Annotated in this window: 12 protein-coding genes; 5 read left to right on the forward strand and 7 right to left on the reverse strand. The window is 57.9% G+C overall.

The window, feature by feature from the left end; all coding sequences use genetic code 11:
* Positions 1-68 precede the first annotated feature (68 nt).
* Positions 69-1,201, reverse strand: a protein-coding gene (locus tag AQ621_RS11575) for an IS3 family transposase (protein ID WP_145840233.1) whose coding sequence is annotated in 2 segments (ribosomal slippage) — positions 69-931 and positions 931-1,201 — 1,134 coding nt in all. Because the reading frame shifts where the segments join, the coding sequence is not laid out codon by codon here.
* A 261-nt stretch (positions 1,202-1,462) separates the two neighbouring features.
* Between AQ621_RS11575 and AQ621_RS11585 the strand changes: the two genes are divergently transcribed.
* Positions 1,463-3,658, forward strand: a complete 2,196-nt coding sequence (locus AQ621_RS11585; RefSeq protein ID WP_058341581.1) for a LemA family protein — start codon at positions 1,463-1,465, stop codon at positions 3,656-3,658.
* 3 nt (positions 3,659-3,661) lie between these two features.
* On the opposite strand, the gene AQ621_RS11590 is transcribed toward AQ621_RS11585, so the two are convergent.
* The 5 genes from AQ621_RS11590 to AQ621_RS11610 form a co-directional block, all read right to left on the reverse strand.
* Positions 3,662-4,360, reverse strand: coding sequence for a crotonase/enoyl-CoA hydratase family protein (locus tag AQ621_RS11590; RefSeq protein WP_022987935.1), 699 nt, complete (start codon positions 4,358-4,360; stop codon positions 3,662-3,664).
* A gap of 49 nt (positions 4,361-4,409) precedes the next feature.
* Positions 4,410-6,968: a DUF2339 domain-containing protein gene (locus tag AQ621_RS11595; RefSeq protein ID WP_058341582.1), complete on the reverse strand. Its 2,559-nt coding sequence runs from the start codon at positions 6,966-6,968 to the stop codon at positions 4,410-4,412.
* Between the two features lie 27 nt (positions 6,969-6,995).
* Positions 6,996-7,367: a hypothetical protein gene (locus AQ621_RS11600; RefSeq protein ID WP_058341583.1), complete on the reverse strand. Its 372-nt coding sequence runs from the start codon at positions 7,365-7,367 to the stop codon at positions 6,996-6,998.
* Positions 7,364-7,804: a thioredoxin TrxC gene (gene trxC, locus AQ621_RS11605; RefSeq protein ID WP_058341584.1), complete on the reverse strand. Its 441-nt coding sequence runs from the start codon at positions 7,802-7,804 to the stop codon at positions 7,364-7,366. The genes AQ621_RS11600 and trxC overlap by 4 nt, the downstream gene beginning before the upstream one ends.
* A 228-nt stretch (positions 7,805-8,032) precedes the next feature.
* Positions 8,033-8,890, reverse strand: coding sequence for a hypothetical protein (locus tag AQ621_RS11610; RefSeq protein ID WP_227508318.1), 858 nt, complete (start codon positions 8,888-8,890; stop codon positions 8,033-8,035).
* A 133-nt stretch (positions 8,891-9,023) separates the two neighbouring features.
* Here AQ621_RS11610 and AQ621_RS11615 point away from each other — a divergent pair, with 133 nt between their 5' ends.
* The 4 genes from AQ621_RS11615 (at position 9,024) to thpR (ending at position 11,681) form a co-directional block, all read left to right on the forward strand.
* The gene (locus AQ621_RS11615) at positions 9,024-9,683 is read left to right on the forward strand and encodes a DUF2238 domain-containing protein (protein ID WP_058341585.1); all 660 of its coding nucleotides are present in this window, start codon (positions 9,024-9,026) and stop codon (positions 9,681-9,683) included.
* A gap of 8 nt (positions 9,684-9,691) precedes the next feature.
* Entirely contained in the window at positions 9,692-10,105 is a 414-nt protein-coding gene (arfB, locus tag AQ621_RS11620; RefSeq protein WP_058341586.1) for an alternative ribosome rescue aminoacyl-tRNA hydrolase ArfB, read from the forward strand.
* Between the two features lie 168 nt (positions 10,106-10,273).
* Positions 10,274-11,119, forward strand: a complete 846-nt coding sequence (locus tag AQ621_RS11625) for a DUF72 domain-containing protein (protein ID WP_058341587.1) — start codon at positions 10,274-10,276, stop codon at positions 11,117-11,119.
* A gap of 16 nt (positions 11,120-11,135) precedes the next feature.
* Complete coding sequence (gene thpR, locus AQ621_RS11630; protein ID WP_058341588.1) at positions 11,136-11,681, forward strand: RNA 2',3'-cyclic phosphodiesterase; 546 nt, start codon at positions 11,136-11,138, stop codon at positions 11,679-11,681.
* Between the two features lie 4 nt (positions 11,682-11,685).
* On the opposite strand, the gene mtgA is transcribed toward thpR, so the two are convergent.
* A complete protein-coding gene (gene mtgA / locus AQ621_RS11635; protein WP_058341589.1) occupies positions 11,686-12,381 on the reverse strand; it encodes a monofunctional biosynthetic peptidoglycan transglycosylase in 696 nt (231 codons plus the stop codon).
* Positions 12,382-12,443 lie beyond the last annotated feature (62 nt).

Genomic DNA, 12,443 nt, shown 5'->3' on the forward strand with positions numbered 1-12,443 from the left:
TGAGGTGGACCCCATCAGTTGGACAGCCTGAAGGTGCAGTTAAGCTCTGATCCGGCTGTATTCCCGGCTCAAGCTGCCAGGGTCATGGGTTGTTGGTAGTACACCTCATCCGGTGTTTGGTAATCAAGGGTTTGGTGGTACCGGGTCTGATTGTAATGCCGGAAGTACCGGTGGAGCGCCTGCTTCAAGTGTCGGCCATCCTCGAAGGCAGTGAGGTAGACGCACTCGTGTTTGACGCTGCGCCAGAGCCGTTCCACAAAGATGTTGTCATGGTAGCAGCCTTTGCCGTCCATGCTGATCCGGATGCCATGCTCTTTGAGAACGCTTGTGAAGGCCTCGCTGGTGAACTGGACGCCCTGATCGGTGTTGAAGACCTCCGGTGTTCCGTGGCGCTGTAGAGCCTCCTCCAGTGCATCGACGCAGAAGTCTGTGTCCATGGTGTTGGAGACTCGCCAGGACAACACCTTGCGGCTGTACCAGTCGATGATGGCAACCAGATACATGAAGCCCCGGGCCAGCGGGATATATGAAATATCTGTTGCCCACACCTGGTTGGGGCGGTCGATTTTCAGCCCTGTGAGCAGATACGGGTACACCTTGTGCCCATCGCCCGGAATGCTGGTTCTGGGGCGCGGATACACCGCCTGAATGCCCATGGTGCGCATCAGCCGCTGCACCCGCTTCCGGTTGACCCGATAGCCCTGGTGCTGCAAGTGGACCCGCATCTTGCGAGAGCCATAGTACGGCGTTTCCAGGTGCTGTTGATCAATCAGGTACATCAGATCCAGATCCTCCTGACACTGCTCACGAGGGACGTAGTACACCGATGAGCGGCTCAGCTTGAGCAGCTCACACTGGCGCGAAAGACTGACTTGGGGATGACCACGCTCGATCATCGCCAACCGCTGTTGACGGCTTACTGATCGAGCTTGCGCGACAAAAAATCGCGTTCCACCGTCAGTCGGCCAATCTCTCGGTAAAGTTCGTCTGTGCTGGGCTCATCGGATTGCTTGCCGGCTTTCTTCTTGCCTTCGAAGAGGCCCGGGGCATTCTCCAGCAGTTCGCGCTTCCAGGTGCTGACCATGGTGGGGTGGATCTGGAAACGGGCAGCAATTTCGGATGTGGTCTGGTCGCCCTTGAGGGCAGCCAGGGCGACTTTGGACTTGAATGATGCGCTGTATTGCTTGCGTTTCTTGCTCATGATTCTCCTCCTTATGGAGATGATGAATCAGAGCTTAGGCACCTGTCCAAAATTTGGGGTCCACTTCAAGGCTTGGCCGGTTTGTCAGTCATCTGGCTTATTTCCTTCTGGTTTACCCACAAAAACTGTGGATAACTTTGTTAGCAAGGTAAGGACACCCCGCGCCAGGCTGCTGTGCGCCTGAGTTTGCGGGCCATGCGGTTAATTTGATCAGGTATACTGCACTTTTTTCCAGCCAACAACAAAAGGACGTTTATCCACATGGCACTGGCGAGTACTTCCGGGCGCATTATCACCACACTCATCGCCATTGCCTGCCTGGCCGGAAGCTGGCACCTGATGAATCAGGGACTGGAACAAATGACCGAAACCCGCCAGATGCAGAGACTGCCAGCCACCCCACTGGCGGCACTGGCAGAAGGGCCCTACCTGATGGAAGCCACGGTAACCGATGCCCTTGGCGCTCGCCCTGCCCCCTATTCCGGCGCGCCCGCCGTGTTCTACCGGTATCGGCTGCAGGAACGTTATCGGGACTCCGACGGCGATACCCGGCTGCGAACCCTGGAATCCGGCCAGTGGGGTGATCGCTTCCAGGTCAAAGATGCAACTGGAGCTGCCACCGTTAACCCGGAAACCAACCAGCCAGATGTGGACTGGAACCTCCGGCGCACGTTTAACCAACAGGAGGGTGACCTGATCTATTCGGAGTGGGCCCTGCGCCCCGGTGATACTGCCTATGTGGTTGGGCATTTCAACCGTGAGCACCGGGAAGTCAGGTTTGACGGGCTGTCCGGCTTCTCCCTGCCCGCCCTCATCTCCACTGGAAAACTGGAAACCAACGGTGGCGAAAGGCTGTTCTCCGCCGGCGTCCGGATATCCATAGCGACTGGCCTGCTGGCTCTGGGGCTGGCCCTGGCGCTCACCGTCCTGAAAATCCACCGGCTTTGGGTCTACATTCTGATGGTGACGGTTGGGGTATCCGGCAGCCTCGCCTGGTTAGGCGTCAGCCGCCTGAACCAGGAGTGGTCTGCCATCGCCACCTTGTATGAGAGCCGCTACCAGCAGCTTCGGGAGGGTTCTGCCTCACCACTGGTACAGGCCGACATTGCCGCCCTGGAACAACTGATCCGCCTGAGCACCAGCGGCTGGCTGGACCGCTGGATGTTCCGCACGATAGTGGAAGAGCGCCTGCCGGCACCGGAACTGGACGATCAAACCGCAGCGCTCGCCGCTGCCGCTGTGGAGAAAAAGCAGCCGGCTCGGCTTGAGTACTCCATACCGGTCATGGTGCTGACCGCCGGCGCGGGGCTGCTTGCGCTGTTTCTGATGTACCTGGCCATTAAAGGTGTGAAACTCAAGCGACTGATCGAGGCGGTGCCTACCAGCAGCGCCGCCGGTCTGAGCTTTGGGTTATCGGAGCTTAAGGGGCAAATCCGGGCCGACGAACAGTATCCGCTGCTGACCGACCCGCTGAAAAACGAAAACTGCGTCGCCTTTTACTACAAAGTCGAGGAAAGGTCCGGGTCCGACAAAGACGAAAAATGGAAAACCATTGAATCCCGCAAGGAACAGGTTCCCTTCTGGTTAGAAGATGACCACGGCCGCGTCCGGGTGTACCCGGAGGGCGCCACCATCGACTATCCGAAAACCCACACCCACAACCGAGGCGATCGCCGCTATACCGTGCGCCTGCTGGCTCCGGATGTGAAGGTGTATTGCCTTGGCTTTGCCGGCCTGGATAACCAGCGCCCAGACCGCCTTAGTGTCCAGCAGGACAGCGAGACGCCGCTTCTGATCAGTAGTAAAGATGAAGATGACATTGTTCTTAACCGCGGCGCCCGCAGTTTTGTCAGCATTGCAGCCAGCCTTGGCCTGTTCCTGTTCACCGCCACCTCACTGCTCGCCGCCGATGGCCGGTTCAGCCCGGACAACCTGCTGCTGTCCGCCCTGATGGTGCCACTGGTGCTGTGTCTTTATCTGGGCGTGCTGCATTACAACGACATGGTGTTCCTGAAGAACCGGGTAAACCGGGCCAGGGCCAACATCGACACCATATTGCAACAACGCCATGACCTGTGGCCGATGCTGGAGAATACGGTAAAGGCCGCCATGGCCCATGAAAAACAACTGATGACCCACATTGCCTCACTACGGGCCGAGCCGCCCGCCAGCATGGAGTCCGCCGCGAATGTGGAGCGAACGCTTGCCCGTGAACAGGCCGCAACGCAGGTGCTCAAAGCCAGGATTGAAGATTATCCGGAGATGAAAAATCACGAAGTGGTTGGGCGCTTTATGGCGATCATGGCGGATACCGAGAGCTACCTGGCACTGCTGCGCAACAGCTACACCGACAGCGCCATGATCTACAACACTCGAATCCAGACCCTGCCGGATCTGCTGCTGGCCTGGCTGTTCCGGTTCCGCCCGGTCAGCCAGTTCAGCAAGGATGGAAGCTAACTATCAGCCCATCAGGTCAAAGTGAGCGAAGTCTTGCTCGATGCAGCGATCCAGCAGCGCCAGGTAATCGGCTTTCACTTTCAACTTGGTCTGCTTGTGGGCCGTCATGTTCAGCTGTTTCATCTGGGTAGCCACGGCAAGCGCACGCTCCATCAGCTGTTCCGGGGCTACCGCCTCGTCCAGGAAACCGGCCGCAATGGCGCCTTCCGGGTTAAAGATCTCGGCATTGACCACAGAACGGTAGAAGTAAGGCGCAGGCATGCGATGACGGGCGATCTCGATGCCGGCGTGGTGCATGGTCATGCCGATGGCCACTTCATTCAGGCCCAGCTTGAAGCTGCCTTCCACCCCAATCCGGTAATCCACAGACAGGAGGATAAACGCACCCTTGGCAATCGCGTGGCCGCTACAGGCCGCAATCACCGGCCGCGGGAAGGCAGACAAGCGGCGAGTCAGGGTTGAACCCACTTTCACCAGGGCCATGGCCTCTTTCGGGCCCTGCTGCATTTGTTTCAGGTCATAACCGCCGGAGAACATACCGGGCTGACCGGTCAGGATCACAATGGCTTTGTCCTGTTCGGCCTGGTCGAGGGCGGCATTCAGCCCCTCAAAAACCTCGTGGCTCAGGGCATTGGCCTTGCCGTTGTTCAGGGTGATGGTGGCAATGCCATTGTTCAGTTCGTAAGTTACGAGTTCTGTCACCTGGATATCCTCATGTACTGCGTTTTATTTAAGTGAGTGTTTGTTAACTTTATAGCTTACGGCTTCTGCGGTAAACCCACGCCAGGCCCAGCAAGGCCAATCCGAGCCCCATAAAGGCAGCAACCCGCCAGAGCCCCTGCAAGCCAGACATATCCACCAGGAAAATCTTGGCAATTACCACGCCCAGCAGCGCCATGCCAACCTTGTGCAACATCAGGCTATGGTTTCGGGCAGACCATAGAATGGCCGCTACAGCATACAACATGCCCACCACCGAATAGGTGTAGAGCTCGCCCTCGCCCACACCGAACTGGAGGGGCATGGCACTGCCCTGCCAAATCTGCCGGATTTCCAGTGCTGTAAATAACAGGAACGCCGCACCGGCCACCGCAAGCGCCCAGTGCCGGGGTACCAGCTCCCTATAACGGCTGATTACCAATGCCAGCAGCACCGGTGCGCCATAGGCCAGTAACAGCAGGTTGAAGACGGGCGTTTCACCAATCACCCCGCTGGTCCACCACGGATTGTGAACCACAACCGCCACCAGATAACTTAACCCGGCCATGGCCAGCAAAATCCACGCAAACAGCCGATACAGCCAGACCAGGGTCTCGCTGGCCCGGGCGCGAATCACATAGACCACACTCACAGAGCCCCAGAGCAGCGTATTGATAGCTGCCTCGGTCAGGCTGTAGTCCCGAACAAAGATGTCACCGTCGTACAGCGCAAAACGCAGGGCCACCCCCATAAACAAAACAACCAGGTGCAACGACGCACCCTCCAGCCACGGGCGAATAGCACCGCTGCGCCCGGCCAGCCAGGTTGCCGCTACCGCAAAGCCGGCAGCACCGACGTAGGTCAGCAGCGTCCAGTGGCTGGCCGCCTGATAGTTGTCCAGCCAGGGATTAAAGGTCAGCCGAGCCACCACAACGGCCAGCACCAGTTTTAACAGCCAGTACAGCTCCGATGCCTGATACCGGCGGGCCAGCCACACCAGGCTGACAAACTGCGCTGCCAGCGCCAAGGTAAGCGAGGCTTCCTGCAGCCACATGACCACCGCCAGAGAGTAACTGGCGTGTGCTGCCAGCAGGGCCCAGACCAACCCGGCACGCCACTCACTGCGCTGCTCCAGCCGCCAGGCCAGAGCGCCATAAACACCACCAGCGAACAAGGAAACCAGGGCCCAGGCGCCAGACGCTTCGCCTGCCGGCACCAACAACAACCAACCCAGCAGCAACCAGATAACCGGTGCCAGCATCACCAGTGAGGCCCAGCGCCTGAGCTGCAATTGCTGTCGCCACTGCCAGAGCCCGGACATCAGGGTAGCGACAGCTGCCAGCATCAGGTAAGTAAGGAACATTCCGTGATGCTCTTCGGCCAGGGTAACCAGCAAAAACTCTCCCGAAGCCTTAGCCGCAAACCCGAGCCAACCCACAACGGTTGCCAGCACCGCCAGCCAGGGCAAGTACCAGAACGCCCCGCGCCCGGAAGGCGAGAGAATTGCCACCGGCAATATAAACAACCAGGCCAGAAACAGCACCTCTGTAGCCGGTTGCTGGTAAATGGACACAGCCCAGGCTGCCAGCAATGCAATCAATGCTTCACGACGACGCTCTCCGGAAAGACTGACGTCACCGAGCCACATGGAAAACAGCACAAACAACGCCGAAAGGTAGCCCGCAGTCGCCAGCATTGCGGCCGAGCCCATACCCGCCAATAACCACCATCCCAGAGCGCCCAGCAGCGTGCCATACCAGAGCCAGTCACGGTAAACACGCCGCATCAACAACATGGAGCTTAGGGTAATCAGAAAGCTGTAGCTCAGCACGAACAGGACGCTGCCGCCTTCGCCACCCACCAGCAAAGGCACCACATAGGCGCCAAACAGCCCCATCACTGCCAGTAACGGGCCGTGAACCAAAGCCAAGGCCATGGTCGCCAGCGATACGACTGCCAGCAGTATCAACCCGGTTACGGGGCCGATAAGCTCATAATGGCGAACACCCGCCAGCAAGGCTGCATAAAGAGTAATACTGCCGCCGCCCGCCAGGGCCGCGAATACCTGGTCTGCCGCCATGTGACGACGGCGCAGATACTCGGCACCGGCATGCAACGCCAGCCCACTCAACAGAGCCAGCGCAAATTGCTGAACCGGGCCAATCAGGCCTGCGCTGATGGAATGGCTGACCATGAAAATTCCGGCCAGGCTTACACTCAGGCCACCCAGCCAAACCATCCAGTTTGCTTTCAGGGCGTTGATCAGCCGGGTTTCAAGGGAAAGTTGCCGGGGTTGCGGCGGCGGTGTAGGAGTAGCCTGGGGAGGATTTTCTTCCGGAACAACCTGAGATTCTGCTTGTGCAGGATAAACGGGCGCAGCCGCAGGCGCCTGCTCGGGTGCCAGGTCTGCCGTTGATTGCGCAAATTCTCCGAAAGCATTCCCGCTCTTGAGGGCGGCAAGCTCCTGCCGGAGAGTTGCGACTTCACGGCTCAGCGCTTCAACACGGGAGGCGTGCCGGTCACGCTGGCGAAACGCCAGAAAGCCCAGCAGCGAACCGACCGGCACCAGCAGGGCAGCGCCGGCCACAAGGATAATGAAAATGAATTCCAAACGACGATTCCTTGTCTACTGAAAAAATCAGGGCTGAACCCGGCCCGACTCCGGCACCAGGCAATTCATCATGGTAATCGAAACATCCCGGAAAACTGCTTCTGATGTCACGTTGTCCGGAAAGTTATCGTAAATCGCCCTTCGGCAGGTGGAGGTACGGGACTCCGCCCGCTCCACGCAGTCATCAAACCGTTTTCCGCTACCCCCGGTTGCCTGGGCGCAGACTTCCGGAATCTGTGTAACAGCCCAGTCCACCACGTTACTGCGCTTGGCCGGGCTGGCAGCCAGGTTGGTGTACCTGGCCGGGTTCTCAGGGGCTGGCTCGTCCTGCATCTGATCCCACAGCACATACAGCAACGCACCAGCCACCAGTACAACCGTTACGGCAGGAAACCTCATCCCGCCTGCCCTTGCAGCCACTGGCTGATCTGGGCCTCACTCATGGCACCGCTCTGACGGGCAACTTCCCTGCCATTCTGGAACAGGATCATGGTCGGGATACTGCGAATGCCATACTGCCCGGCAGGCTCCGGGTGCTGCTCGGTATTCAGCTTGGCGAAGCGCACCTTACCCTTCCAACTCCTGGCCGCTTGTTCGAACTGCGGCGCCATCATCTTGCAGGGCCCGCACCAGCTGGCCCAGAAATCCACCAGCACAGGCAAGTCACTGCGGCCAGTGTGAACCGCAAAATTCTGCCCGGTGAGTTCCAGCACCTGGTCAGGCCAAAGCGGCTGCTTACAGGCACCGCAGTTGCCACCGGCGGCAAGTTTATCAACAGGCACCCGGTTTGCCTTATGGCAGTGGGGACACACCACAAGTTTGGTTTCGACGGACATACGCATTCCTCTTGTCAGCTTCTTCCGTGAGAATCTGGGTTACCCGGGGGAAAATCAAGCGGCCTTGCCACAAATGTTACGCACATAATCTGTGGATAACTTTGTTAACAGGCTAAGGATACCCCGGCTACAACCGCTAACGGCGGGGGCCGGGGCAATGTGACTGTAAAATGACCGGTGTTACTGGATGGTGTACTGAATAATCACGGATGCCAGCAAAAAAGGTTCCTAACCTTCCTTCAGCTGTTGCATAAACTGTTCTATTTCCGATTCTATTTCGGCCAGGCGCTGCTGCCACTCGGCTTTGTAGGCGGCAAATTCCTCTCCTAATTCACCCAGCTGTAACTGGGTCTTTGCGGCCACAACGGTGCTTTCGGCCAATGCCTGAAGGTCGGCGTCTTCCAGTTTTTGCTGCTGCGCTTCAAGCTGGATAACGGCTTCATTCAGCGTGCGCCGGTCTTTCGAAGAAGCCGAAGGATTGGCTTTCAGGGCCTCTCGCAATGACTGGGACCAGGCTTCCATTTGTTGCCCCAGCTGCTCACCATACTCTTCTGCCAGGCCCGAGAATTCACTACTCATCTGTGCAGCCTGCTGCTGAAGCTCCTGCCCCATCAGCTGAAGTTCCTGTGCCAGCTCATCGGATTGCTGTGCCCAGCGGGCTTTAAGATCCTCGCCCAGCTTTTCCAGCTCGCCAACCAGGCTGCCCCACACCGGGCCGTCTTCCAGGGCGTCGCCGGTGCGGTAGTAGTCCACCAGCCATTCATCCCCCTGGCGCACCAGGTAGGTGACCGTTTCAACCGCTTCATCACGCCCCTCCAGCCCGCTCAGGGTGGTGGTTACCCGGGCAACCTGCTCATCAATAACGACGCGGCCCCAGGCCACTTGCACGTTCTGCCAGTTCTGGCCAAAACTGTCGAACGCAGCCTCGTCGACCAGCGTGGAGTAGTCGCTGGCGTCACCGGCATCGCCTTCAACAACCGCCTGCCAGAAGACTTCAGAAACTTCCTGCGGAGATTCCGGCCCGGAGCAGCCCGCCAACAAGGCAACACTGGCCGCCAGCAATGTCATCAGAAATGTCTTCAACATGGTAAAACGTCTCTTGCTTCAGGTTATGCCCCTTATCCTACACCAATCGGGGCCGTGGCAACCGACACGGGGCACTTGGAAACCTGCGTGATGTGATAGGGTAAGCGTAACGAAATCAGGAACCTTTTTGTGCATGCGCATTCGAATTACCCACCAGAGAATCACCGTTGCCCTGCAACTGATACTCCTGGCCGAGGCCGTGTTTGCTGTAATCGGCCAGAGCTGGTTTACTGCATTTCTTACCAGCATGATTATTGCCATCACATTTTTCCCGGTGCTGTTTGAGCGAAAGTTCCGCATTCACATTCCACCGGAACTGCAGCTGGCCGCCATCGGTTTTGTGTTCGCGTCCCTGTTTCTGGGCGAGATTCGCGACTACTACACCCGCTTCTGGTGGTGGGACATGGCCCTTCATACCACCTCCGGCTTCCTGCTCGGGATTCTCGGTTTTCTGCTGGTACACATCATGAACGAAACAGAGAAGCTGCAGGTTCACATGAAACCGGGATTTGTTGCCTTCTTTGCGTTCATGTTCGCACTGGGAGTGGGTGCCCTGTGGGAGATCTTCGAATTCACCATGGATTCATTGTTCGGGATGAACATGCAAAAGCCCATGCTGGGGGACCCGTCCGGGCTGACCGATACCATGTGGGACCTGATTGTGGATGCCATTGGCGCACTGATCATTTCCATTCTGGGCTGGCGTTACCTGAAAAATCCGAACCAGGCCTCGTTCCTGGAGCGCTGGATTGATGCCTTTATCGAACGTAACCCCCGCTTTTTTCGACGCTGAGGAAGCCCATGCTGAAAATCTCCAACGCCGTTGAACTGGCAGACTGGGAAATCGAAATCACCCAGATACGCGCCCAGGGCGCGGGCGGGCAGAACGTCAACAAGGTTGCCTCTGCCGTTCACCTCCGGTTCGATATCCAGAACTCCAGCCTGCCGCCGTTCTACAAGGAACGGCTGATGGCGTTGTCTGACCAGCGAATCAGCAAAGACGGCGTCATCGTAATCAAGGCGCAATCTTTCCGCACCCTGGAGCTGAACAAGGATGATGCCCTTCAGCGCCTGAAAGAGCTGATTCAGGAAGCGGTAAAGCAACAGAAAGCCCGCCGCCCCACCAAGCCAACCAAGGGCTCTCAACGTCGGCGTGTGGACAGCAAAACCAAAAAAGGCAAAACCAAGGCGCTCAGGGGAAAAGTTCAACTTTGATATCCCCAGTTACCCACAAACTCTGTGGATAACTTTGTTAGGAACGAAAGGATAGGCGGTGTAAACCGTGTAACCCCAAGGGCTGGCGGTATGCGTAGGTTATTTGATCAACCTGATCACCCCGGCGCCTGAGTGATCAATTTATCCACAGCAGAGCAGCGAAAAAAGATGGCACTGCCCTACTACCTCGGTTGTCCCCAGTGGCAAGATCCGAACTGGAACAACCAGCTGCCACCCGGCGGCACTCCCCTGGCGCGCTATGCCCGGGTGTTCAACACCGTTGAGGGCAACACCACCTTCTACGCCAGCCCCAGCCGGGATCAGTGTCTGCAATGGCGGCAGCAGGTGCCGGACAGCTTCCGCTTCCTGTTCAAACTGCCCCGAGCCATCACCCACGAACGCTTTCTCACCGGCGTGGGCGATGAGCTGGATACTTTTCTATCGCTGATTGAGCCGCTAAACGATGTGCTGGGCCCCATGTTGCTGCAGCTACCCGCCGGCTTTGGCCCTCAGCGGCTAGACCAGCTCTGGCATTTCCTGGATACCGCACCCGAGTTTCTTCACTGGACTGTAGAAGTCCGCCACCCGGCATTTTTCGCCAAGGGTGACGAAGAACGGGCATTGAACCAGGGTTTGCGGGCCCGAAAGCTGGCAAGGGTGGTTCTTGATAGCCGGGCGTTGTTCTCGGCAACGCCCGACTGTGAATCAACCATCGATGCCCAGCACAAGAAGCCCCGCGTTCCGGTGCACATCCTGCCCAGCGACGCGGCGCCGGTGATTCGCTACATCGGCCACCCCGACCTGGAAACCAACCGAACCTTTCTTGCGCCCTGGGTAGATCGCGTGGCTGCCTGGATTGAGGCTGGCATTCAGCCCTATGTATTCATGCACATGCCCGACAACGGCCATGCGGTGGAGCTGGCTGCGTTGTGGACCGAATTGCTGCGGGAGAAGCTCCCAGAGTTGGAACCACTGCCGGTAGAGCTATCCACGCCACAGATCGGGTTGTTTTGATAACGGAGCGAACGTTATGCCAAGGCTGTTTTTCGGACTGGAGATACCCGAGGCCGTCAAGGCGAGCCTCCTGCAGATGAAAACACAGGTAGCCGGGGCTCGCTGGCAAAGCCGTGGACAACTGCACCTGACCCTGGCATTCCTCGGCCAGGTCGAAGAGCCGCAGGTGGCTCTGGCCTGCGACCTGGCAAGAGGCGTTACCCGTGCCCCCTTTGAACTCAATGTGCAGGGACTGGGTTGCTTCGGTTCCCCGGAGAGCCCGAAAATTCTCTGGGCTGGAGTATCGCCGGAAGACCAACTTCGGGAGTTCCAACAAAACCTCGCAAACCGACTCACCAACAACGGGTTTACGCTAAAAAACCCAAGCTTCAAACCTCACATAACAATCAGTCGATTCCGCCCACCGACCGGTTCGGGGGCGTCACTGCTTGAGAGCCACAGGAACACTTCATTCGGCACCATGCCGGTCAAGGACTTCGTGCTGTTCGAAAGCACACCCGGTGCAAGTGGCTCGGTGTATACCGTGCTTGAGCGGTTTGTATTGCCGCCCCATACCGATTGACGCATTACAGCTGTTCAAGATATTTGAGCCCGGAGAGCTGGTTCATCTGCTGCTGAATCCAGACCACCCGTTCCTGCACATAAGCTGTGGGTGCCGTTACGCTCAACACTTTTGGATTGGGTAGCACGGCGGCCAAACGGGCAGCCTGGGTCTGGGATAATTTGCGGGCAGGTTTGCCGAAGTAGATCTCGCTGGCGGCCTCTACTCCGTAGATTCCGGGCCCGAATTCCGCAATATTCAGGTAAACCTCCAGCACCCGTTCCTTTGGCCACAGGCCATCAATCCCCAGTGCCAGCACGGCTTCAAGCGCCTTGCGAACAAAGCTGCGACCATTCCAGAGAAACAGGTTCTTGGCGGTTTGCTGGGTAATGGTGCTGGCGCCCCGCAAGCCCTCTCCGGCCTTGTACTCGGATACTGCCTTGCGGATGGCCTCGAAATCCACCCCGGCATGATAGGGGAAGCGCTGGTCTTCACTGGCTACCACGGCCAGCGGCATCCAGGGTGAAACCTCCGCCATGAGCACCCATTCCTGCCGAAGCGGCTCTGGCGCAGTGCCAAGTTGATAAGCCAGCATAAAGGCGGAGGTAGGCGGGTTCACAAACCGGAACAAAAGGATGGTCAGAAAAACCATGGCCACAACAGCCCCGAATGCCATGGCTAGAAGGCGCAGGGATTTACGAATGAAAGACCTTTTGGCCATAGCCGGAACCTGTCGTACTCGGTTGAACATGTTTCAAACAGACATTACATGTTAGCCGACAC

The organism is Marinobacter sp. P4B1 (assembly GCF_001447135.1).
Lineage (GTDB): Bacteria > Pseudomonadota > Gammaproteobacteria > Pseudomonadales > Oleiphilaceae > Marinobacter > Marinobacter vinifirmus.

Bases quoted from the DNA above. Each gene is read 5' to 3' on its own strand.
- AQ621_RS11600 (WP_058341583.1), bottom strand. From the start codon at position 7,367: ATGAGGTTTCCTGCCGTAACGGTTGTACTGGTGGCTGGTGCGTTGCTG.
- AQ621_RS11610 (WP_227508318.1), bottom strand. From the start codon at position 8,890: ATGTTGAAGACATTTCTGATGACATTGCTGGCGGCCAGTGTTGCCTTG.
- AQ621_RS11625 (WP_058341587.1), top strand. From the start codon at position 10,274: ATGGCACTGCCCTACTACCTCGGTTGTCCCCAGTGGCAAGATCCGAAC.
- AQ621_RS11585 (WP_058341581.1), top strand. From the start codon at position 1,463: ATGGCACTGGCGAGTACTTCCGGGCGCATTATCACCACACTCATCGCC.
- AQ621_RS11615 (WP_058341585.1), top strand. From the start codon at position 9,024: ATGCGCATTCGAATTACCCACCAGAGAATCACCGTTGCCCTGCAACTG.
- arfB (WP_058341586.1), top strand. From the start codon at position 9,692: ATGCTGAAAATCTCCAACGCCGTTGAACTGGCAGACTGGGAAATCGAA.
- trxC (WP_058341584.1), bottom strand. From the start codon at position 7,804: ATGTCCGTCGAAACCAAACTTGTGGTGTGTCCCCACTGCCATAAGGCA.
- thpR (WP_058341588.1), top strand. From the start codon at position 11,136: ATGCCAAGGCTGTTTTTCGGACTGGAGATACCCGAGGCCGTCAAGGCG.
- mtgA (WP_058341589.1), bottom strand. From the start codon at position 12,381: ATGGCCAAAAGGTCTTTCATTCGTAAATCCCTGCGCCTTCTAGCCATG.